This is a genomic window from Novosphingobium sp. BL-S-34 (genome assembly GCF_056857015.1).
The window spans coordinates 520,289-542,906 of record NZ_JBXEPV010000003.1; the positions used below are offsets into that span (position 1 = coordinate 520,289).

Annotated in this window: 16 protein-coding genes and 4 pseudogenes; 13 read left to right on the forward strand and 7 right to left on the reverse strand. The window is 55.5% G+C overall.

Features of this window, described 5'->3' with window-relative positions; genetic code table 11:
* The first annotated feature begins 251 nt into the window (after positions 1–251).
* Positions 252–587, forward strand: coding sequence for a hypothetical protein (locus AC1VV3_RS25170; RefSeq protein WP_465128538.1), 336 nt, complete (start codon positions 252–254; stop codon positions 585–587).
* Positions 588–944: 357 nt separating this feature from the next.
* Positions 945–1,484: pseudogene (locus tag AC1VV3_RS25175) on the forward strand (IS5 family transposase); the annotation flags it as partial.
* 20 nt (positions 1,485–1,504) lie between these two features.
* Here AC1VV3_RS25175 and AC1VV3_RS25180 read toward each other — a convergent pair.
* Positions 1,505–1,708 (reverse strand): ComEA family DNA-binding protein, encoded by a 204-nt coding sequence (locus AC1VV3_RS25180; RefSeq protein WP_465128863.1) that lies wholly within the window; start codon positions 1,706–1,708, stop codon positions 1,505–1,507.
* Between the two features lie 148 nt (positions 1,709–1,856).
* Here AC1VV3_RS25180 and AC1VV3_RS25185 point away from each other — a divergent pair, with 148 nt between their 5' ends.
* The 3 genes from AC1VV3_RS25185 (at position 1,857) to AC1VV3_RS25195 (ending at position 4,013) form a co-directional block, all read left to right on the forward strand.
* Positions 1,857–2,144: a hypothetical protein gene (locus AC1VV3_RS25185; RefSeq protein ID WP_482963220.1), complete on the forward strand. Its 288-nt coding sequence runs from the start codon at positions 1,857–1,859 to the stop codon at positions 2,142–2,144.
* Between the two features lie 940 nt (positions 2,145–3,084).
* Positions 3,085–3,321: a hypothetical protein gene (locus AC1VV3_RS25190; RefSeq protein ID WP_482963221.1), complete on the forward strand. Its 237-nt coding sequence runs from the start codon at positions 3,085–3,087 to the stop codon at positions 3,319–3,321.
* 182 nt (positions 3,322–3,503) lie between these two features.
* A complete protein-coding gene (locus AC1VV3_RS25195; RefSeq protein WP_482963222.1) occupies positions 3,504–4,013 on the forward strand; it encodes a DNA-deoxyinosine glycosylase in 510 nt (169 codons plus the stop codon).
* Between the two features lie 648 nt (positions 4,014–4,661).
* On the opposite strand, the gene istB is transcribed toward AC1VV3_RS25195, so the two are convergent.
* Both istB and istA read right to left on the reverse strand, forming a co-directional pair.
* On the reverse strand, positions 4,662–5,405 hold the full coding sequence (gene istB, locus AC1VV3_RS25200; RefSeq protein WP_482963223.1) for an IS21-like element helper ATPase IstB: 744 nt from the start codon (positions 5,403–5,405) through the stop codon (positions 4,662–4,664).
* Positions 5,406–5,415: 10 nt separating this feature from the next.
* The gene (gene istA, locus AC1VV3_RS25205; RefSeq protein ID WP_482963224.1) at positions 5,416–6,942 is read right to left on the reverse strand and encodes an IS21 family transposase; all 1,527 of its coding nucleotides are present in this window, start codon (positions 6,940–6,942) and stop codon (positions 5,416–5,418) included.
* Positions 6,943–7,755: 813 nt separating this feature from the next.
* Here istA and AC1VV3_RS25210 point away from each other — a divergent pair.
* The 6 genes and pseudogenes from AC1VV3_RS25210 to AC1VV3_RS25235 form a co-directional block, all read left to right on the forward strand.
* Positions 7,756–7,956 carry a hypothetical protein gene (locus AC1VV3_RS25210; RefSeq protein WP_482963225.1) on the forward strand — a complete coding sequence of 67 codons (201 nt, stop codon included), beginning with the start codon at positions 7,756–7,758 and terminating at the stop codon, positions 7,954–7,956.
* Between the two features lie 76 nt (positions 7,957–8,032).
* The gene (locus tag AC1VV3_RS25215; RefSeq protein WP_482963226.1) at positions 8,033–8,758 is read left to right on the forward strand and encodes a hypothetical protein; all 726 of its coding nucleotides are present in this window, start codon (positions 8,033–8,035) and stop codon (positions 8,756–8,758) included.
* A 200-nt stretch (positions 8,759–8,958) separates the two neighbouring features.
* Positions 8,959–9,207 (forward strand): DUF6894 family protein, encoded by a 249-nt coding sequence (locus AC1VV3_RS25220; protein ID WP_465128531.1) that lies wholly within the window; start codon positions 8,959–8,961, stop codon positions 9,205–9,207.
* 144 nt (positions 9,208–9,351) lie between these two features.
* Positions 9,352–9,643, forward strand: a pseudogene (locus AC1VV3_RS25225) (transposase); the annotation flags it as partial.
* A 97-nt stretch (positions 9,644–9,740) separates the two neighbouring features.
* Entirely contained in the window at positions 9,741–10,904 is a 1,164-nt protein-coding gene (locus AC1VV3_RS25230; RefSeq protein WP_465128521.1) for an IS110 family RNA-guided transposase, read from the forward strand.
* Positions 10,905–11,197: 293 nt separating this feature from the next.
* Positions 11,198–11,382 (forward strand): annotated as a pseudogene (locus AC1VV3_RS25235) (transposase); the annotation flags it as partial.
* Between the two features lie 654 nt (positions 11,383–12,036).
* Here the strand turns inward: AC1VV3_RS25235 and AC1VV3_RS25240 are convergent.
* Complete coding sequence (locus AC1VV3_RS25240; protein ID WP_132270555.1) at positions 12,037–13,053, reverse strand: ParB/RepB/Spo0J family partition protein; 1,017 nt, start codon at positions 13,051–13,053, stop codon at positions 12,037–12,039.
* Positions 13,054–15,061: 2,008 nt separating this feature from the next.
* Positions 15,062–16,243: an AAA family ATPase gene (locus AC1VV3_RS25245; RefSeq protein WP_279388353.1), complete on the reverse strand. Its 1,182-nt coding sequence runs from the start codon at positions 16,241–16,243 to the stop codon at positions 15,062–15,064.
* A 713-nt stretch (positions 16,244–16,956) separates the two neighbouring features.
* Between AC1VV3_RS25245 and AC1VV3_RS25250 the strand changes: the two genes are divergently transcribed.
* Entirely contained in the window at positions 16,957–18,330 is a 1,374-nt protein-coding gene (locus AC1VV3_RS25250; protein WP_165921597.1) for a replication protein RepA, read from the forward strand.
* A gap of 1,196 nt (positions 18,331–19,526) precedes the next feature.
* Here the strand turns inward: AC1VV3_RS25250 and AC1VV3_RS25255 are convergent.
* Together AC1VV3_RS25255 and AC1VV3_RS25260 are read right to left on the reverse strand one after the other, a co-directional pair.
* Positions 19,527–20,003, reverse strand: a complete 477-nt coding sequence (locus AC1VV3_RS25255; protein ID WP_482963227.1) for a Crp/Fnr family transcriptional regulator — start codon at positions 20,001–20,003, stop codon at positions 19,527–19,529.
* Positions 20,004–20,509: 506 nt separating this feature from the next.
* Entirely contained in the window at positions 20,510–20,776 is a 267-nt protein-coding gene (locus AC1VV3_RS25260; RefSeq protein WP_132270146.1) for a GlsB/YeaQ/YmgE family stress response membrane protein, read from the reverse strand.
* Between the two features lie 388 nt (positions 20,777–21,164).
* Here AC1VV3_RS25260 and AC1VV3_RS25265 point away from each other — a divergent pair.
* Positions 21,165–22,084: pseudogene (locus AC1VV3_RS25265) on the forward strand (NAD(P)/FAD-dependent oxidoreductase).
* Positions 22,085–22,618 lie beyond the last annotated feature (534 nt).

Genomic DNA, 22,618 nt, shown 5'->3' on the forward strand with positions numbered 1-22,618 from the left:
CGAAAAAAAAGTGCTCCCCGGTGCCTCGATTGCGGCCGAGGCCCAATTTAACATCGCTTCTTTAGCAGCGCACCCAAGGCTTTTTCGATTGAGCCGCGCGAAACTGGATACGAGCCTCTTGCCAGACGTTCAAACAATAACCGCTCTCGTTACCTTTGCGCCGACGAAACAGAATCGCAGGTCACGGTGGCGAACCGTCAAATGCAGAAATGATTTGTCACGGGGGCTGTTCAAGAAACAGGAGCAAGCAGATGTCAATTATTCTCGATGTGACTTCACCCAGTACGCACCATCAGGAAATCGAAGAGGGCCGATCTGCTGACATCCGCTTCGCCCCTACTGACGATAGCGTGATTATCGACATACGCTTTGTCGACCGAGCGCATGAGGCAAACAGCGTCATTGTCTGCGAGGTCGTCTTCCACGATTCCATGCGGGTTCCTTTGAAATCCGTCAAACTGTGGAGCGATGGGGGGAATGGCGTAGATGCAATCACGGAAATATCAGAACAGTCCTCTGTCGTTCAGTTTTCACCGCAAGAGATGTTGGCAGTTAAAACCGCGGAACTGAATTTCTCCTTTGAGTGATTTATACAATGCCGCGTGAACAAATTGCCTAAGCGGAGTTTACCCGGAGGTCGCGCGTTTCGCACGTATCCACCTGAAGGAAAGCCAGCCAAAATCTATAATCATCCGCACTAAGCCCAGCAGAAGAATTCAGCTGGAAATGTCGATGTTTTTGAGCAGACGGTGGCTTGCGACGAAAAACCCGATGCACAGAATCACCGAACCGAGCGCTATCAATGACTGTCTAGCATCTTCCGTCATTTCATCGAAAGAAGCAGGTGAAAACGCTCTGTTGGAGCATCGGAAGCAGTCATCCCAGTATCCATGCACCGACGTCGGGACCTCTCCTTGATTCAAGGCTGCTCTTTGGAGGCGGGCTTGAGCAGGCGCGATCTCTCCGAAGCAGAATGGCGCGTTTTCAAGGGCTTGTTGCCAATCGAGCCTGAGAACCGGGGCCGAGGTAGGCTGCCCGAGCAAAACCGCTCAATCATCAGCCGCATTCTGTGGCGGCTCCGCTGTGGAGCTCCGTGGCGAGACGCACCACCCAAATATGGCAATTGGAACTTCAACTATCGTCGGTTCCGGCGATGGAGTGAAGCCGGGATCTGGGAGTCCGTTGCCGTGACGCTGGCCGAAGTCATGGCAAACAGCGCCTACTGCAGCATCAGTGGCACCACAGTTCGCGTCCATGTCTCGGCAGAGCGCGGAAAAGGGGAACTCATCGACGTGCTCTTGGCCGCTCGCGGGGCGGGTTCAGCAGTAAGCTTCGCTAGCCGGCTGACGCCCTCGGCCGACCACTCGCCGTCTATCTGACGGTGCGCGAGACGGCAGATTGCAGGGCCTATGACGTCTTGATTCGACCTGCCTGAACGCGCACCCGACGCTTTGCCCGAAGAAAAGGGCTGCGACGCAGATGCAAAATCTTCTGGTCGGTTGGCTTAACTGTTCCTTGCTCTGTCCGTGGTCACCGTTAACGGTGCGGCCTTGTCCACTTTTCCAGAAAGTCCGGGAACCTCATTCAATTGGCGTATATCTGTAAAGGATCCTCGCTCCTCACGGTAACGAATGATTTCGAATCCGTGGCCTTTAAGACAGTCGACAGTATCCAGTTCGTGCGCTGTGGCAGTATTGATATCGATCATATCGCTCATGAATGTTCCAGTTCGAGTCGGGATTTTGCTCTAAACGAGCTAAGCGGTTAAAGGTTCTGCTCCTGCAGCAGCGCATTTCAAAAACGTCGGCGTATAATTTGGCTTGTAACATAGGTGGAGGCGGCCGGCTGGTTGAGCAGTGATCCCATCGAAGGCATTCAAAGGGGCTTTGAATAAAAAGACTTTTCCGGGGTTTTCCATACGGTTGATCCCGCTTTCCTTGGCTTCGCCGCGCGAGGTGCACGGACCTGTCATGAAAAAACCATCACTTGAGTCATTTGCGTCTCAAACGGGTCCCCCAGACCATATGCGCCGTAAAATCCTTTCCAACACAGGCAACAATGGCCAGCGCACCTCGGAACGAGAGGTCAAAACACAGCCCGACGCGGCGCGGCGCGGCAAACGCTTTCTCGGCAGGAAGCTCTGAATTTGGGCGACAATAGTGGATTGACGCGCGAACTGAACCGCCCTGCATCGGAAAGCCAGGGACTTTGGCTGAAATTGCTATCAATCAGAGGAGTTGAATGGTCGCAGATGGTCGATCTGACCTTGGCACGAGGCCTTATGGCCTTAACCCGTCCTGCCATAATCCGAACTCTAACCGCCGCAGAGGAGATGGCAAAGCAGGCGGCGAAAAATAGAATCAAAAGAGGCTCTGTCTGATTTAACCGCAGTGGAATATTTGATCTTATCCGACATACGGGACCACTCCGCCAACTATTTTTGATAAGATTTTTATTCAACCTTGTTGGGTTATATTTCAAATTTCTCCGCCAGCAAGCTCCACTAAACATCATTCGGTACATTTTTTGAAATGGTCGGGCGCATCAAGTGAGTGCGAAAGCGTGGCCTCACTGGCAACTAATCGAGCCGAGAAGCGTTTCTCCCTAGCTGCGAGGAAGACGTGGCCGATTAGAACTCTTGTCCTTTTGGAGCATTCAAGTGGATATCCGCACAAAGCGCAGCGACCGGGTTTCCGGTGACCAAGCCGGAAAGTCTCTCAAGGTGCATCTGCTCTGCGATTCCGTCCGCGCCGCTGGTCAATTCCAACGGTCTGCGCTTGGACATCTGGATCATGACCATTGGCTTTCGCGGGTAAGGTCGGATGGACAAAAGCTGATGGACCTCTTGTCGCAGATGGGATTTGAACCAAATTCCACTCCGAGATCTGCTCAAGGCGCCGTCCACCAGCCACAAGCAGCGGCCCGCTGCTTCGCAACTTCGTCGCAAAAAAACTGATGCCAGATTCGGAAGAAATCTACGATCCAGCGGGCGCACTGACGTTTTCAGGCGTATTTGCGGATCAAGTTGTGAAATAAATCTACTTTTGTCAGCACAGCATCACTCAGAATGAATGGGAGCGTGAAATGGGCAGGCTGCTTAAACTAGGAATTATCGCAGGGCTGGGCTACCTCTGGTATTCCAGGTCGAAACCAGTTCCAGTGCCTAGCGCCGAAGACGACCATGGGCCGGTAGGGTCTTCAGGGATTGTCCGCAACGCCGGCCCGGAGAGCCAGTCCGGAATAAAAAATTCCGATTGGGATCAAGTCGACGAGCAAGTTGATGAGAGCTTTCCGGCGAGCGATCCGCCGGGCAGTTATTAAATTCCTGTCCAGTTAGACCAGTTGGACCAGCAAATCGACCTGCCCGCTAGGGTTTTCCTAATTGCCTAAAGCTTGAACGATCGGCCTTATTTGGGGCTTCGGGGCTGGTTCGGCTAACAGAACATTTCCTCACGCAGCGGCTATTGATGTGTGCCGGGTCCAAAGGCCATAGGCAAGATTCAATGCAAAAGAACGCTTTTCCCGCTGTGGTCGACGAGAGGACGCGCGTCGTCATTCTAGGGAGCTTACCGGGCGATCGGTCGTTGATCGAGCAAAAGTATTATGCCCATCCTTCGAACGCATTTTGGTGGCTGATTGGCGAAACGATCGGAATCCCTTCCTTTGCGTCAACCCCGTATTCTGAAAGAGTCGAGCAGATTTTGCGAAGAGGGGTCGGCTTATGGGACGTCGTCGAAAGCGCAAGCCGCCACGGCAGCTTGGATAGCGCAATTCGCGATGCACGTCACCGGGACTTGCTGAGTTTTTCGAATGGTTTTCCCGAATTGAGAGCTTTTGCGTTCAATGGCGGTGCCGCGGCTCGCCGGGCGCGGGCGCAGCTTTATGGGCAAAAGCATATCAAACTGATCGATCTTCCTTCATCCAGTTCAGCATTCGCGAGGGTAAGCCGGGAAACCAAGCTTACGCTATGGCGCGATCGGCTTTCACCTTTCATTTACATTGACCGAGTTTGAATTCACCAACTTCTTATGAATAGCAGCGATGTCTGCTCGCCGTACTCGGAGCGTTCAGTCTGTTTCGATTGATTTGGAATGGCCATAAGCCAGGACGGTGATCATGAGGCTGCCTGCCGGATGCCAATCGAAAGAGATTGGCTTCGCCTCCAGCACACCCCGTCTGGCTATCGACCTGACCAGCCTTCTGCCCTTAAGTCTCTTCGGTCGGGTCGTTCGACTTTTTTTTCCAAGCTTAGCTGGCTTCTGATCCATGCCGCATCTCCTTGTAGCCTGAACTGGAAGCGTACTGATTTCGCTTCAGACGCCGATGAGGATGTATGAAGACGCGGATATAGGAGCAATGAAAGGTCCACGTCACTCTAAGTCCGTGATGGCGACTTAAACACGGAACATATCCCCCCTGCCCGCCCGATGACCGCCGCGTCGATTAAGTTTTGAGCGAGGTCCAAAACAGCAAAATTATTCCGGCCAGGGCTATCGTCATCCGTGAAGGACGCAGCTGAGCAAAATGATGGGCCGCCGAGTGCGGATTGCGACAATCGCGCGCAGGCATTCCGATTTGATGCCGCGCAGCGTTCCGATACGATCGCGCGCAGTTGAAGGCCTGATCGTTGGTCGTGGATGTCACCTATGTTGGCGCCTTGGTCAAGCGGCGGCAGCTGCGGGTCGACGCATGGATTCACCCTCGAGTTCGAGCCGGTGTGCGTTGTGCACGAGGCGGTCCAGGATGGCGTCGGCGTAGGTTGGATCGTTTATGGTCTGATGCCAGCGGGCCACGGGAAGCTGCCTGGTGACGAGCGTTGAGCGCTGACCGTAGCGGTCTTCGAGGATTTCGAGCAGATGGTTCCGGGCGTTGCCGTCGAGTGGCTGACGCCCCCAATCGTCCAAGATCAAGGTCAGCAGATCGACCCGGGCAAGGCTTTTCATGCGGGCAGCGATACGGCCGTCACCTTCGGCCAGCGTCAGTTCGTCGATCAGGCGCGGCAACCGGGTGTAGAGAACCGAACGGTTATCGCGGCAGGCCTTGTGGCCGATCGCACAGGCCAACCAACTTTTCCCGATGCCCGTAGGTTCGATGATGGCCAAGTTTTCGTGCCTGGAGATCCATTCGCCGGCCAGCAGCGTCTCGAAGAGCCGGCGGTCAAGACTGCGGCGCGTTCGGTAATCAACGTCCTCGGGCACGGCGCGGTGGCGCAGCTTGGCATGTCGCAGGCGCAGAGCGAGGCGTTTGTCATTTCGGTATGTGGCGTCATGGTCGAGCAGCAGCGCCAGCCATTCGGCATGGCTGAGGCTCGCCGCGTCATCGTTGCCTTCCATCTCGGCGAAGGCCTTGGCCATGCCGGCCAGGCCGAGCTGGCCCATGAGGTCCAGAGTGGGATGCTTCAGCATTCTTGCTCCTTCAGTTGTAGTAGCTTGAGCCGCGGATGTTGGAGTGGATGATCGGCTCTTGCTCGGGGGTTTGGGGAACGGGCACCTGATCGAGGCCCTTTTCGAGGTTCGATTTGACCGACGGAAAATTGCGCGCCTGGATCTCCAGCGCGCGCAGCGCCGCGGCTTCGAGCCGCTGGGCACCGAAGCGTTTCTCGAGCCCGATGATGCCCAGACAGGATCGGTAGCCCTGTTCGGGATGGGGTTTTGCCTCGATGACCTTCTCGACCAGGAGAGATAGCATTGGCCCGATCCGGCTTGCCTCTTCGCGGATCTTGGCCGGCGTCCATTCGCCGTAGCGCCGATGGCTGGAGGGCATGTGCTCGGGGACGGTGGTGTGCCGGCCATTGCCGCTGCCGCGCATGTGCACAGCGATGCGCTCGCCTCCCAGGAAGATCTCTACCGTGCTGGCAGTGAACCGAGCTTCGACCTCGCGGCGGGCGAAGCGATGCGGGACGGAGTAATGATGCCGATCGATCGCGATATGATAATCGAGCCTGACGCGGCAGCGGCGCCATTCGGCATGAACCCACGGCTCTGCCGGCAGCGGCTTGAGGTTTGGAACATCGACTTCGTTGAACAGCTGGCGGCGTGTCTTGCCGAACTGGCGCAGCACCCGCCGATCATTGAGATCGGCAAGGCATTCGGCGATCGCTGCGTTCACCTCGGCGAGGCTGTAGAAGATCCGATTACGTAAGCGGCCCAATAGCCAGCGCTCGACGATACCGACGCAGGCCTCGACCTTGGCCTTGTCCCGCGGCCTGCGCGGCCGGGTCGGCAGGATCGCCGTGCCGTAATGCCGGGCCATGTCCGTGTAACTGCGGTTCACCTGAGGATCGAAGTGACAGGCCTTGATCACCGCCACCTTGGCATTGTCGGGTACCAGCAACTGGGGCACGCCGCGGAAGAAGGCGAAGGCAGCATTGTTACCCGCGATCCAGTCAGGAAACTGCTCGGTCCACGTCGCCAGCGCAAACGACAGGCTCGATCCGCCCATCACGGCGACGAAGATGTGGGCACCGCGGACTTCTCCGGTCCGCCGGTCCACCACGACCGGCACCGTATCGCCAGCGTAATCAAGGAAAAGCTTCTCGCCCCCGGCATGGCTCTGGCGCATGACCAGCGGCAAGCGGCCTTCCCAGCGGCGGAACAGATCGCAGAATCTCGAGTAGCGATACCCGTCCGGACGCTCGGCCCGATACTCCTCCCAGAGCACCTGCAGCGCCACGTGTTTGCGCTTCAGTTCGCGCGCTACCACCGGCCAGTCCGGCTCGGGCAGCTTACGCCGCCCCGGTTTGGCGCCGGGAACCCCGTACAGCCGCTCCTCCAGATCCGCGTCGCCAATCTCGGGTGGAAGCGGCCAAGATAGCCCGGATCGAGTAAACCGCCTGAGCGTGTCGCGAACCGTGGTCGCCCCGGTTCGAACATGCTGCGACATTGCGCGGGTCGATAGCCTGGCATCCAGGCTCAGCCTCAGTATCTCGCGCACATGACGCATCATTACCCTCCTTGTCGGCATCCAATCCTCCTAGCTGCTCAGCCAGGGAATGGTCCCAACGATCAGGCTTCCGTCATCCCAAACTGCGCGCGATCATCTCGGAATGCTGCGCGGGTAATTCGCGGAACGGTGCGCGCGATGCCCCCGGAATCCGAACGCCGAGCCGGTCTGCACGGCCGAAGGGTAATAAGAATCGAGCGAACGTATCCAGCGGCCGTGACTGCGGACGGTCTTGGCAGCGGCAATACAAATGCGCTTGCGCCGGAGAGGAAACGCCACGCTATTATGCTGATTTGCGAAAACGGCGCCCGTCCCGGTATGGAGCTGTAAGCAGCGGCAGGAACGCCAGAGCCTCCACCGCGTTGAGAACATGCCACCATAACGAGAGTGGTATGAAGGCCCTCCGTCCCCCTCCCCCGTCTCGGATGGGCCAAAACTAAAGGCCGCCCCGGCGGCCTTTTTTATGGCTGGCCGCGCTGCTATGAATGATTTTGATGGCTAGCTGACACAGCTGCAAGCCCATTGTCTCGCAGCAGCACCCCCTCGGCCCGCTTTTAAGATGAAGAACAGCGCCGATTCGCCCATCAATCAAAACGTCCTTGCTGCCCCGATACGGAAGCCCCCTTGCGAGCGGCAAACAATCGGAATTTGCCACGATAGCCCGTTTGGAACGGTGCCGGCCAGGATTAGGGGGAGATGTAGGAAAGCGCTCGATTCTAAGCAAACGGGATGCGCCGGATACTATCCTGCCATGTTCACCGCCCGCTATTGAACCGAAACGTTTTACCTCTAAAACTTGCACGAGCCATTGCTATGCAGGTTGCTGCCGGCTTCGTTCCACACGAGGTGGAGTCATCCACCGCCGGAACGCCCTCGTCGGATCAAAAAGCCGTGTGCTGGCTCTTTCAATGTGAAAACGATAAGCCGTTCGACTTAGAGGAGCGCTTTGCAGTCGAGGCACTTGTTCGCGAACTATACAGCGAATTTATGCCTTCTCAATTCCAACGTCCCTGACGTTGTCGAGCTTCGCCCGAGGCTGATCTGCGGTTTCTAATGATGCCAGATGGGACGCGGATGCAAGGAGAGCATCATGCTCGGCAAATACACGCTCGATTTCCGCCCTCTTGTCGAAGATCATCCGGGCCACCCCGCTTGTCATCCCGCCTTCCTCGCCCACCCTGCCAAGCACATTAGCGAGATCTTCGAGCGTCGCTTTCTCGAGGCTGCTGTGAAGAGCACCTTTGGAATCACGATAAGCAACGCATTCGACCGCCATTACCACCTCCGCTTGAACCATCCTCGTATTCTTATTGCCACTAATCTTGAACCCGCACGATTTTGGAATTCACTGACCCCGTGGTTGCACGTCGCTCCCGGTCAATCACCTTTCTCGGCAAACAAAAGTCCTTTTCACCTGACAGGGAAAGTCATCGCGGCGCCCGAGATATCTCATTCGCCAGATGGTACCGGCGGCTTCTTGATGAAACCACCACACCATTCGATCCCTCCCGCATCGGGTGCGTCTTGCTCGGTCTTAGAAACTATCTCGAGATCCTCGCTTTTGGCCGTCGTCACGCCTCGGACGCCGCCGGTGCTTTCGCTGATATTTTTGTCCGCGCTAAAATGGAGCCATCCAGCTCAAAATCGAGAGCATTTCTTTCATCGGGCATCGTCGGTCTCCATACTCACGAAAACAATCCTGCACGTCAGCCGTTCCTCAACTCGCCAAAGTTCGGCGCGGACCTCCCTGGGAGGCAACCGCGCGGCTTCTTGCGAGCAAGCATATCGCTTAAGCGTGGCTGGATGTGTTTCTTGAAGACGGAACTTTGCCGCAGATAGCTTCAAGGCCCCTTCCTGGAGCGACAATTGGCCTGAGATCTCGAAAATCTTGTCTTTCAAGTTAACAAAAATCACACGGCCTAGGCCCCCCGGAACCACCAGCGGTTTGTCCTCATTACCATCGAAGCGGCTTATTCCTCACCAGGATACGTTGAGCCATCAAAAGCGGAGAGCGATTTGCCCATTTATCATTTTGACACCTTCAACGGTGAAGAAATTCATGACCTAAAAGGCATAGACATCGAAAACATTGGCGATGCGAAGACGATGGCTGTACGGTATCTGGGTGAGCTACTGAGGGAAAAGGCGGAAGGGTTCGGTGATGCCGGTGACTGGCGAGTAGAGGTCAAAGACGATACCGGATTGATACTTTTCTGTGTCAATCTTTCATTGAAGATAGTTCCCCCCGTGTCCTCGAGGCAATAGTGCAGTCCCATCGCGGTGGAGCCAGCAGCGCGATTCCCTACGGGATTTTGTGCCAGGACGTGGTGTAGGTAAAGGCTGAGGTGGTCACCGTGATTTTCGGGTAGGTTTGGGTTGCGAAGCTCAAACCTGACGGAAGGAATCACGATGACCGATCCGATTATGCACTTGCGCTCGCTGTTAGAGAAGGCCTCGGGTGCAGACATTCTGCGCGAGATGATCTCGTTTGCCACCGAGCGGTTGATGGAGATGGAAGTCGGCGACCTGACCGGAGCCGCCCATGGCGAGAAATCCGCGGCAAGGCTGGTCCAGCGCAACGGCTACCGCGAGCGCAACTCGCACACGCGAGCGGCGACGGTCGAACTGCGCATCCCCGAGCTCAGGAAGGGAAGCTACTCCCCCGGGCTTCCTCGAACCCCGCCGCATGGCTGAGCGGGCGAGGAGCGGTGATCCAGGAAGATCCCATGGCGAGAGGTGGATAGCGGCTGGCGCTCTGGCAGAGTGCGGTTGCTGACCCTAACTCCGTGGAGGCAACCATGCTTGCAGCTACAACTGATCGACCCCATGCGCCGGCCGCTATCCGTATTGATCTTGGCGCCATCTTCGTTTCGATGGAACTGAGTAAATCGACGTGGCTAATCACGTCGCTGTCACCAGGTGCTAGCGAGCGGATGTCGAAACATGTCGTGCGCGCTGGCGACATCGCCGGCCTGATGGACCGGTTCACGCAGCTTCGCACGAAGGCGGCCCAGAGGACTGGCCAGGATTTTGGCGTAATCGTCATCCAAGAGGCCGGTCTCGACGGATTCTGGATTCACCGCGTACTCGAACGGGAGGGCATCGAAAGCCATGTCGTCGATCCCGCATCAATCGCGACGTCACGGCGACGGCGGAGAGCGAAGACCGACAAGATCGACGGCGAAGCGCTGGTGCGCGCCTTGCTCGCGTATAAGAGAGGCGAACCACGGGTGTGCGCGATGGTTCGGCCGCCGAGTGTGGAAGAGGAGGACCGGCGCCGCGTCTGTCGTGAGCGCAAGGTTCTGATCAACGAGCGCACCTGCCACGTCAATCGGATCAAAGGTCTGCTCTTTACGCAAGGCATCACGGGTTACGAGCCGATGCGTCGCGATCGACGCGATCGGCTCAAGGATATGCAAACGGGCGATGGCCGGCCCCTCGCTCGGCATGTCGAAGGGCAGATTCACCGCGAACTCGATCGCCTCGAGCTGATCATGCAACAGATCAAAGCCGTCGAGGTGGAACGCGATGCTTTGATCAAAGAGGAAGCAACCGACACTCCGGTCACGATGCTCATGCACGTCAAGGGCATCGGACCGGAGTTCGCCGCCGTTCTGTGTTCGGAAGGTCTATTCCGGCATTTTGACAATCGACGACAGCTTGCTGCCTATGCTGGCTTGGCGCCCACACCATGGCAGAGCGGATCAATCCGACGCGAGCAGGGCGTCTCCAAGACCGGGAATGCTCGGCTGCGATCGACCATGGTCGAGTTGTCTTGGCTCTGGCTGCGATACCAGCCGGACTCCGCGCTTGCGCGCTGGTTCCATGAACGCGTGCAACACAACGGCGGCCGTCTCAAAAAGCCGACGATTGTAGCACTCGCCCGCAAGCTCCTCGTCGCCTTGTGGAAATATGCGACTGCGGGCGTGGTGATCGAGGGAGCCATAGTGAAGGCCGCCTGACGCAACACCCTACACCAATCCCTGGAGCCTGATCAGCTCCGCGGATCCAGGAAGCGAACCGAGATATAAGTTGGCGTTCACCGCCGCCAGGAAGACTGGTCTCGCTTACCTCAGCCCGTCCCGCCGTAAGCGGGATAATGGTGCAGCCGTTCCGGACGGCGACCGCATGTGAGCTGGATATGGGTCGATTCGTCGGTCCGCGTCATACAACGGGCAAAGCCTGGATCCGATTGCCAAGGAGACGGCCAATGCTGTCACGACATTAAACCTTGACCGACGTCCTCGTCATGTGAGCGTATATTCAAGGCATCTCCACCCGCTCGGTAGATGACTTGGTAAAGTCACTGGGTATGGATGGGATCTCGAAGGGTCAGATCAGTCAGCTGTGCGAGGAACTCGACAAGAACGTCGGTGCTTCCTCGAGCGCGCAATCGAAGACGACTGGGAGTACCTATGGATCGACGTCACCCACGTGAAAGCCAGTTGGATAATTACAGAATTCAGCTGGCTGTAACTCTCCTTCCGATATTAAGTTATAAGTTTCCAAACTTCGTTCAATTTTGCAAACCTGCCGGCGACTGAATTAAGCCGCTCTCCCCCTCGTCGCTATTATGTTGCAAATGCACGATGGCGTCTCATCGTTTTCTTAGCGGCTTAAAAGTCAGACTAGTCGTGGTCTATGGATGTAACCCTGACATGGCACGCCGCCGAGCCGGCTACACCTTCACCCATATTTTGTAAGATTATCGATAGTGCGCGCAAAAGCCATTCCGGTAGGTGTAAACTTAAGTCAGATTAGCTTTTTCACCACCTAACCCTCTGCGCTAAAAAGGTTTTTTTAGGACGCGATGTTTGGCTATTTGATGATGCGCGCGTTCATTCGCTTGATCAACGAAAAATGGGCTAATTCGGAACCACCACTTTACGGGATAGGACGGTCGCGCTCTTCGATGCGCTGCTAGAATCTGAGAAAATGGGAGGCATTTTCGCCGTAAAAAAAGTCCCCTCAGAAGCTTTCTCAGCGGAGAAAAGCACCATCAACGAGCCAAACCCCGCAATATTGGCGCTTGCGCTGTAAGGGCTGCTCTAGGCGATAATTGAGCGGTTTCCCGCTTTGTTCTATCTTGGGGTGTTATGAGTTTTCGAATATTTCGTCGATGAGGATTGCAAAAGCATCCTCAACCTCTTTTCGCTTTGCAGACAGCTTTACCGGGAGAGTGACAGTCATCCCGCGCTTTTTTGAAGCTCGCGTATAGGTGAGAATTTGGCTGCCGTCGGCAGCGCACAACGTGTAGGAAGTATTTTCGACTATCTGAGGCCGGGGGGGTTTTGCAGCCTCTTTGAACCTGCTCAAAACTTCCGCTGGCGCGAGCAGCGGCTGACCTTCTCGACGCAGGCGCGCCTGCTCTTCCGCAACCCTCGAAGCCTCAACCCTAACTCGTTCCGCCGGTTCACCACCCTCCTTGATCAGCGTAGCGATAGTCCTTGGATGCGATACTGTGATTGCCTTCGAATCGCCGAACGCGGCGATAAAGTCCTGATCAAGATCGGCCAGCGCAAGATAACGGTAGACGGTGGCGCGCGCCATTCCCAGCCTCTCGGACATCGATGTGACATCGCCCTTGTAATGTGTCTTCAAGGCCATCGCGTAGCTACGCGCCCTCTCAAGGTCGGAGACATCCTCCCGGGCGCGGTTTTCAAGGTCGCTGAGACGAAACGCGGCTTCGTCGTCGAGCTTTTGAACGTCGACGAGATACCGGAATTCGGGATAGTTGTTTGCTCGCAGCCAGGAGATTGCAAAATGCCGCCTGGATCCAGCTACAATTTCATAAGGTACCGCAGGATCGTCGGTGCGGCGCACTACCGCCGCCATGCGCTGGCGTCCCTCCGATTTTATCGACTCGATGAGGTCAGCACATTCGCTATACGTTAGATCATCGTAATGCCGAGCGTTTTGTTTGGACGGTCGGCAAAGAGCGGGATCAATCCACTCAAACTGCTCATACAGGACGTCGGCGCCAAGGCGTGATATAGCTTTTCCGCGGCTCGCGAGAACGTCCCCAGACGGAAGTTCCGGCGTTTCCCCGCTATCGAAAGCATCCACGACTTCCGATGCTATCGAGGCGCCGAAGCCAGGTTTACGAGCCATCAAAGTTCACCTTTTTCTGAACTTGGTTGCCTATCGATGCGAACCAAGACGCTTGTTTGCAGATTCCCACAAACTTACTTGAGCATGCTGTGTGATTGCAACCGTTCGCCTAGCGCTATGCGCAGGGCAATCGCAAAGGCTTTCGAAAACGGGCTGGGCTCGCCAGGACAGCGGGCAAGCAAAATGTCGAATATTCCTGTTTGCCAGGCGATCTCATCTTGCTGATGTATGCCTTCTCCGCCCTTTGCCCTACCTTACCCTACCCTACCCTACCCTACCCTACCCTACCCTACCCTACCCTGCCCTGCCCTGCCCTGCGTGGCTGGGCACGCCGAGTCCGAAATGGTCGGCTTGGTCTCGCTCCGCTGGCTTCTGCCCGCCCGCGCCGGCTCGCCTGTTTAACGCAGCTTTGGGGTCCGATCCCTTGTGAACGCCCGGTCCACTTGTCTTTCGAGCCCTGCTTTAATCGTACCCCTTACGCGTTCATCCTACCTGAATGAGCAATCCGATCGCTGATGCCGCTTTCCTTAGCTCACCAGCACCTTCTTTCCCGCGCTGCGGGTTGAAGCGCATCCTCTTTCCTAATTAGCGGGAGCGGGCCGAGTTCATTTTAGGCATGCCAACACCAAACCTGACAGGTGGATCGGTTGCGAATATATTCACAAGCGGCGCTTGGGATCTTGCCAATCGAGCGGGTTTATCAAAGCTGCGGTCATCAAATCTTAGCTCACCGGAAAAGGGTTTCGAGACGGGCACGCCTTAGAGGAATTCAGCCTAAATTTTTGAGCCTCGGCGCAAGTCTAGGCCCCATGCACCATCAAACTGAACGCATTACGAAACCGAGTGAGCCGTTTGCGCAGTTGAGATTAAGTGTGGTGCTTGCCGTGCGCGTCGACCTTCCAGCACCGCCGGCCCGCCATCGGTCTGCAGAGACTACAGGCGCCCAGCCAAGCTTGTCTCCATTGGAGACTTTCCGCAGATCGCTGCGGCGTCATGATAAGACGCGGGTCCTCTACACGACAGGTTGTCTTTGTCTCCACTGGAGACTCATGGAATTCGCGCATTCCTTAAGGCTTCTCGAGCAGACTAAAAAAACGCCTGTTGGCAAGAAGATTGCGGGCGACCGGAGTTGCATAATCTTGTCTCCACTGGAGACAGCCAGTCCATGCGGGTGGAATCGATGGAAAGGGATGGCGCATCGCCTTGCTTAGGCTCTGGATATGGCCATGAACCGGGGCGCATAGAGCGCGCTGCATATTACGCACAACGTTGTCTCCAGTGGAGACGGCCATAAATCGGAAAAGATTTGTGCGCGAAAGCCCTTGGTTGCCGTTCGGACGAGGCGCAAAAAATGGACCAGATTGACTTGGAAGGCCATGCTTAATCTTGTGGAATGCGTCATGGGTTTGTCGGTGCTACGGGCTTTAGAGACATTAATAAAATTGGTGCCAAGCCTTCCGACATGACCAAGCCTGTTATTGCTTTTTGCTCAGCGGCATGCCGGCCGATGTGCTGACCAAGCCTTTGCCCCCATAACCGCAGGACTTCAAACATGGATAGCGACAATTCGACGGGTCGGTGCGTACCAGTATGCAGCGCCTAAACGTCTCTACTAGACCTGCAGGGATCGGTCCCTCGGTGCAGCGATCGAGTTTTGCAAGATCCTCATCCCAACTTTAATCGGCGCGTTTTTTAGCGAGAGCGAGCAGGGCAGGGCAGGGCAGGGCAGGGCAGGGCAGGGCAGGGCAGGGCAGGGCAGGGCAGGGCAGGGCAGGGCAGGGCAGGGCAGGGCAGGGCAGGGCAGGGCAGGGCAGGGCAGGGCAGGGCAGGGCAGGGCAGGGCAGGGCAGGGCAGGGCAGGGTTGCCCGATTGTCAATCCCCGGCAAGAGTTGTTCCCGATGGCAGGATCGAAAAACTACATCTTGGTTTGCAAGCGGAGCTGATCCGACCAAAAAAAAGCCCCGATCTTTCGATCAGGGCTAATTCAACGGTAGGAACTACAGGCTTCCTAAATCTCATCCGCTTTGGAGGGCCAAAGCTTCCTAATATTCTGCTCGAGCTCGCGGCCGAGGTTGTTAAGCTGATTCAAACAACGCGTACGTACCGCATGGTTCGTGGTCGATGATGTCATGTCAAAAACGGTCTTGAGCTGGCTTGCCGCATTGTTGAATTCAGCGGACGTTTTCAGTTCCTGAGCGAACACGCTTCTGCCGAAAACCGTATTGGTAATATCCACGATCTGCCGCTGCGATTCAATATTCGCATCGCTCTTTGAGATGACCATTCCGACGAAGCCATACTCCGGCTGAATGTTATGTTCGTTGAGAGCGCCCATCGTCTCATCGAGCATGCTGAGAAAGGCCGTAGTCGAAGCAAAATCTACAATGCTGGGTGGTACTGGTATCAACAGCGCGTTGGCGGCATACATAACCGATAGCGACACCATGCCGAGGGCTGGTGGAGGGTCCATTATGATGACATCATAATTGTCAGCGATTTTATGAATGTCACGCGCGAGCGTCGTGAGGACGCTGAAACCATGGACACTTATGCGTGCCGCTACCTCATATTCCGCATTATAAAGCTTCAGGTTGGCCGGGATGAGGTCGAGATTGTGGAAATGTGTCTTGCGAACGATCTGTGCTATTCCGCGCTCCGGCTTACCTTGGAGCAAAGCGTAGATGCTGTCGAATTCATCGAGATCCTGATCGGGTATGTAACCAAATTGCATAGTAGCGGAAGCTTGGGCATCTGCGTCCACGAGCAAGACGCGATACCCGTGAATAGCCAAATATTGCGCCATATGGACTGCAATCGTCGATTTTCCCACGCCGCCTTTGAAGTTTTGGCAAGCGATCACTGCTGGCGGATCACCTTCTTGCCGCCACGGACGGGTATCGAAAACCTGCCGCATGGTGTCGAGGTCTCTAAGGGTATAACCTTTTCGGCGCCCCGCCATGTTTCGCTCTTGATGAGGCAGGCGGCCCTCTGCTTCGGCTATTCGAATAGCCGAGGCCGAGCGGCCAACTAATGCGGCTGCCTGCGATATAGTGAACATAGGTCCCGTACGTGGCGGCGTGTGCTGTATGTTGCGCTCTTGCAGTTTCCTCAGGACCATGCTCGCCATTTGATAATAGCGTGTGATCAGATCCTTGGTGCTACTGCCCAGCTCGGATGGGAGGGACGCCATGATAGTCCTTCTACCTGTCAGTTTGCTGCCTCAGTTGGCAGACTTGTCAATTTTCCTTAGATAGAACGCGAAAACTCGACAACCAAAAATTCACCTGTCTCATCGATTGGCGACTTTCTGCCCGTCGATTTCTGGCATCGATACCGCAATCAGCGACCGGTTGGCGGTATTTTGCTGCATACTACGGAAAATCCGACAGGCTGGGCGAGTCGATTTCGCGTGTCGCTGATTAAAGTACGGAGCTCAGCGATGGAAGGGATCGCACCGCTGCTGTGTAAGAGGTTTTTTTCACATATACCTTTATCAGCGAGCCATTCGCGAAATCTCGACGCGCGAACGAGAAAAAGCGAAAGGAATATTTCCGATCGCACTGTCCTGCATCTCGGAGGTTCGATGATAACCTGGAGGCGCTGCTTAAGGTACGGGTTGTCGCTGATAACGGTACGAAAGGTCGCTGGCGAAGGTATGTTCGGTCGCTGATTAAGGTAGGCGATCTAACCTACTAAAGAATCCTACTCCCTCTGGGAGAACCTTCCTTCGGTAAGGATGGGTCAAAAAAATGATTTTAGAACACCAGAATTTGCGATGTGTACCTTTACCAGCGACTGGTTGGCACTTTTAGCACTCGTCGAGCCAAAAAATCGCCAATGTCTTGCTTTCCGGTTCAAATTCGCCACAATCCTCGGCGGACGATATCAACCAGGGGTGATTCTGTGGCCAGGCGGAAAACAGGAGATGCAGACGCTCAGATAGCGTTGCCGCTTGGCGCTCGCTTCGTCGATGCTCTCACAGCGAGCCCTGCGGAGGAAGTTCGCGCGCTGGCCGAAACCGCCGAAGCAAAGCGCATCTTTGACGCTGTGCGTTACGTGATGGAAGAGGAATCTCTCCCCAACTTCATGCATTCGGCTTTGTGTGCCATGTCTTTGCCGGTTAAAGCACCCAAGGACCCTACAGCGCCCGTCATTCGGCGAGACGGCAATATCTCCTTGATCATTCAGCCAATGGAGAGACAGGAGCCGAATGGCCCGGGCGGCGAATTTGTGTCCGTTAACCGGGGTGTGCCGTATGGCAGACATGCGCGTCTTATCATGATCTATATCATGACAGAGGCTGTCCGGACGAGAACACGCGAGATCTATCTAGGAAGTTCTTTCTCGAGCTGGCTGCGGCGAATGGGCATCACGAATACCTCGTCTGGCGGTAAGCGTGGTACCCGTACGAGCGTTCAGGATCAGATTGATCGAATCTTGAACTGCCAGTGGACAATCCGTTGGGACGATGACGTGGCCGACGGGCGGGGCAAGCGAAACGATGGCCGAAAAGCGGCCGTTCAAAAGGATCAAATGCGGGCATTCGCTGTCAATGACATGCGCATTGTGAACCAATATGCTGGCTTAAGAACCGGCGAGGGATCCTTTGTCTCGCATTTTGTTTTGTCCGAAGAATTCTACAATGAACTCCTCAAACATTCGGTGCCGTTCAATGAACGGGCCATCGTCGCCCTTAAAGACAGTGCTACCAAGCTGGATCTCTACACTTGGCTGGCCTACCGTCTGCCTCGAATACCTCAGGGAACGGAGGTCAGGCTCAGCTGGCAGGATCTCGCCAAGCACCTCGGCAATCAGTCCAGCACAATGACAAAGTTCAGGCAATCTGTGCGCGCTGCATGGGAGGAAGTATCAGGCGTTTATCAGCAGGCACGTCACTCAGTTGATCTCAGCGATCTCATCATCAAGCTGCGGCATGCTGAAAAGCCTATAAAGGGAATGCTTCTTGTCCAAGCTGAACAGGAAAAGGCAAAAAAGACCGTGCCAAGCTTGATCGAAGAAGCCGGAATGCTCCGCTTATACAGTTCAGGAAAAACTGGCGAATCCAGCAAGCCAATCAGGTTCCCGGCAACGGGTTCTTTGGAATTTTCTGAGCCTGAACTCTATCGCATCGGCCGTGACTATGGTTCGAACAACTCGGTGAGCATAATGGCCGATGCTTTCAGGCGAGCTTTGGGAGGTCAGATCGACACCCTGGAAGGCGATGTGCTTAAGGATCGCTGGAAAAAGTACGTCGAGCGTTGGAAAGCGCCGTCTTAAGTGGACTGTCTCCATTGGAGACTCGGTTAATGTTCATCTTGAGGGTGCCTTCGGACCGGCAGGATCGCTAACGCCTCCCTGGACGCCTTGGCGTACCTTAATCAGCGACAATGCATATCCCGCTCCGTGCTCAATCAACCGTCAGTAGGCCGCTTCGCAAGCCCCGCGCCAACCCTGAGTGAGACCTCTCGGCTTCGCTGATTGAGGTACGATAGTTGGGCGGGGGGAAGCTGCTGCTTCAGTCTGATGTCACGGAGATGTCTAGACAGCGTACCTTAAACAGCGATGATGTCGGATGTCCTGACTGCGGTCATTGGGACCTCGCTGTTTACGGTACGCCAGGTATTAGCCGCGATAGCGAATGCGCTATTCTTCAAGTTTGCGGGCGGTGGCGTACCTTTAACAGCGATAAGGATTACGAGGTTTTTGCGCGATCGCGCGATCCGCCTGCGCTGAGATGCAAAAAAATTCCGCAGGTGGTAAAAAAGGTCGGTCCCGCCCTGTTAAGCAAAGCACCAGCCTTAAGGGATCACACGGGGGCAGTGATCTGAATTTGAGGGAGAAAGCCCTGGACGTGCGTATCAGTGTGCCACGTGACACCGCTCCGGGCTCGCGGCGTTCGTGTGGGATTGCGTGCACGGTAGTTCTAAACCGTAATTATCCACGAGTTTGGACGGGACACGGTATTTGTGCGGGGGCAGGCGAACTCGCCCGACATTAGCTTGCCTTTCGACGACACCGAGCATTCGACTTCCATGCCATAGTTCAACACGCCGGCTACCTGCTTCGCGATGAGCGATTACGAGAGCAGAACTCATATCTCGCGCTTTGAATTCTAAGCGGCGCGCAACGCCAAACGCGTCGTCGGAGAATCGCAACGTGTAAACTTCCATCTTGGTCCTCCAGGCGGGATATGTCTCGGTAACGAGTCGGCCCGGTCATCTGTCCTTATCCTGGAAACTAAGGCAAATTCTTGGCAATTTGTTCCCGGCGCTACCTCTTGTTGAGCGAAATCAATCTGCAATCGATGTGGGAAACAAGAAAGCCACGCCGCAGGCGAAGCATCTTTTCGAATCCAGCCACGCAGAGCACGCCGGCTTGGCAGAGTAAAATCGCGGCTTTGGGCAGGGAATAAAAGCGGTGGCTTTAGTCGGTCCGGCTCTGACGTCGCTGAACGGTGGCTACTCGATGAGCCGCTACCGGCTCATGAGAAGATAGCTGTCGTCGAAATTCGCGTAAGACGCCATTACATTCCAGTCCCTGACCATGACACGCCCCTTTTCGATGGAAAGGCCGCAGGCTGCTCGAAGCACTGCCATCGTCCGATTGACATGCACAGTGGTCAAACCGACGGCATCGGCGATCTGCGCCTGGGTGAATGCGAGGGGGAAATCGTCTTTGGCGGCCATCCCTTGAAAAGCCATGCGAACGCCCAGTTCGCAAAAAAGGTGCGCTATGCGCGTCGTCGCATCAGCTCGTCCAATGTAAGCTGTCCACTTCGCGAGTATGGAGGCGTCGACCACTGTGTCGCGCCAGAAGGCGATGGCAACGTCCGGATGTGAGTCAAGCACACGGCGCAATCGCTCGTGAGGAATCTGGAGAGTTGTAGACGGTACAAGTGATTGGATACCCCATGACGGGGTTGGTATGGGCAGCGAATGAAGATCAGCCATGTCGCCGGGAATGTGAAGGGCGGTTATCTGACGTTTGCCGTCCAGCATCTGATCGAAGCGACCCAGAACGCCGCGAACTACTAGAGTTGAATATGAGACTGGGTGCCCAGGTAGAATTAGGTCCTCGCCTCGCTGGACAGGCACCAAGCGGCCGTCGAGGTCCAGAAGAGCAGAGATGGAGGGCCTCTCCAATTTCGACCGTGAGGTAAGGCGCCGAACGAACAATTCAACGGCTGAAAGGTATTCCATTGTAATGCCTTAACCGGAATGGCTTAGGTAAATATAAGTCGGCTTCGGATATCTAACTAATTGCAAGGCTAGGAGTATTTTCTGCCTAACCTGGTTGTGTTTATGTTTGCGGTCACAAGCAACGAGCGCTGTTCGGGGCGCCCATATGGCGCCCATATTGCGTAGCACATTGCCAGCCAGATTGCGAATGCGTCACTGACGGCGGCCGGAGCACTTCGGCGAGGATACCCTGCCGAAGTGCGCTCACTGGCTGCTGGTTAACGCAGGCGACTACGCTGAAAGAAATTGACGATCGCCAGCAGTACGACAGCACCGACAAAAGCAATGATCAGGCCAGTGACCGAAAATTCCTGAACGCTGCCACGGATACCAAATAAGGGTCCGGAAAGGGCATTGCCGATAACGGAACCGATGCAGCCGACTACAATGTTGAGGAAAATGCCCATAGATGCATCTCGGTTCATCACCAAACTGGCCAACCAGCCAGCGATGCCGCCGACGATAAGCGCGACGATCCAACCCATATTCTGTCTCCGTGTAATTTAAGGGGGCGTGTTCACGCGTTACAATTCATCAATCGGTCAAAAGATCCTCTTGTTGAAATTGACGGGCCAGCGATGAAGAACGGCGGCAGGATACCCCCGACATGGCTACCAGATCTGTGCTTGAGCAAAGGCTTTATCATGACCAGGACTGGTTGTGAGACCAGACCGGCCGACGGGGGCATATGTCTCCCGATCTGATCTCATAACCCCTTTCACGATATCAGGGTTATGACGCAAAGGCTCTTTGGGGCATTGCGGATACGTTCGAGATAATCCACTCGGGAAAGACGGACATGTTAGCGTCCACTCGAGACCTTCTCTCCGTCGCAAATTGGAACCGGATGGTACCGATTGTCTTGTGCTTAACATGACAGCACCTCTTGATTGCCTTGTGATTGGAGCGGTCCCTGCGGGACTTACCGCGGCTATCTATCTTGCCCGGTTTCACCTCACGGTTGAAGTTGTCCACGGCAATGACAGCCGTGCTGCACTGATCCCGCGCACACGAAATCATGCAGGCTTTCCTGGTGGGATCGCCGGCTCAGATTTGCTTGAACGAATGCAGGCGCAGGCGAGTGAATTCGGGACTCACTTCGTCAAAGGCATTGTCGAGGATTTGCGCCGAGAGAAGGATCTCTTTGTCGCACGGAGCAGCGATAACCGTTGGAGCGCACGATCTGTTCTCTTGGCAACAGGCGTGGTAAATAACTGCCCCAATATGCCCAAGAAGCTTCACGACGAGGCTCTGGCTCTAGGACTGCTTCGTTATTGTCCCATATGCGATGGTTATGAAGTTACAGACCGGAGAATAGCCGTAATCGGTACGGGGGAACGCGGCGTGAAGGAAGCAGTTTTCCTCCGGATGTACTCTAGCGATGTCAGCCTGATCTCCTTAGATGGCGCGCATGATCTGACCGCAGAGCAGCGTAAAACGCTGGAGAATGCCAATATCGCTCTTCATGAAGGGCCGTGCTTGGCATTCGGCATAAGAAATCAGCAGCTTGCCGTTTCTATACCCGAAGGTGATTTCGCTTTTGATGCTGTCTACCCGGCGCTTGGCTCCGTCATCAGATCCGAGCTCGCTGTTCTTCTGGGCGCGAAACGAGTCCGGAAGGTTGCATCATCGTGGATCCTCATCAGCGAACGACTATACCTGGTCTTTATGCTGCTGGAGATGTTGCAAAGGGGCTGGATCAAATCAGTCATGCGATGGGGGAGGCCGGCGTCGCGGCGACGGCTATGCGCAACGATCTGGCATGCACCCGCCCTTTGCTTCGGCCTTCATAGCCATTGCGACCCAAGCGCCCCAGCAAGCCATTCATCCACAAGCCGGTAAATGGCATCATCTGATACATGACTCTGAGAGAGACACAGCATCCCAGCGCCTGGTAATCCTTCTTTCTCAAGTCACCTTGCATTTCCCAGCCGCGGTGCATTCACCGCGTCAAATCGAACGCCTTGACGCGCATAGGGTAAAATGATGGCAAGCGAGAGTGCTTATCATAAAAGACTGTCTTTTCGGAGGCAAACGCGTCGATCGCGGACGGGTGGTAAGCGCGAACTTTAACATCGCCCAGTGGCCATAACCTTCGACTGAAGGGCTGGACCGGTCCAAATCCCTGCTTTCGGCTTTTTCTGCGAAACTTGCGACCCCGTCATGCGTATTCCCACGGTCTGCGGCAGTTTCCGCGGGACCTCATCCTCATGCCATATGGACACCAAGCACAGATGAAAGCACCGATATTCGATCTATCCTGGGGCCTGGCGCAAATTCAAATGGTAATGCCGCATAGGGAACCTGCATTCACCTACCGCGTTATA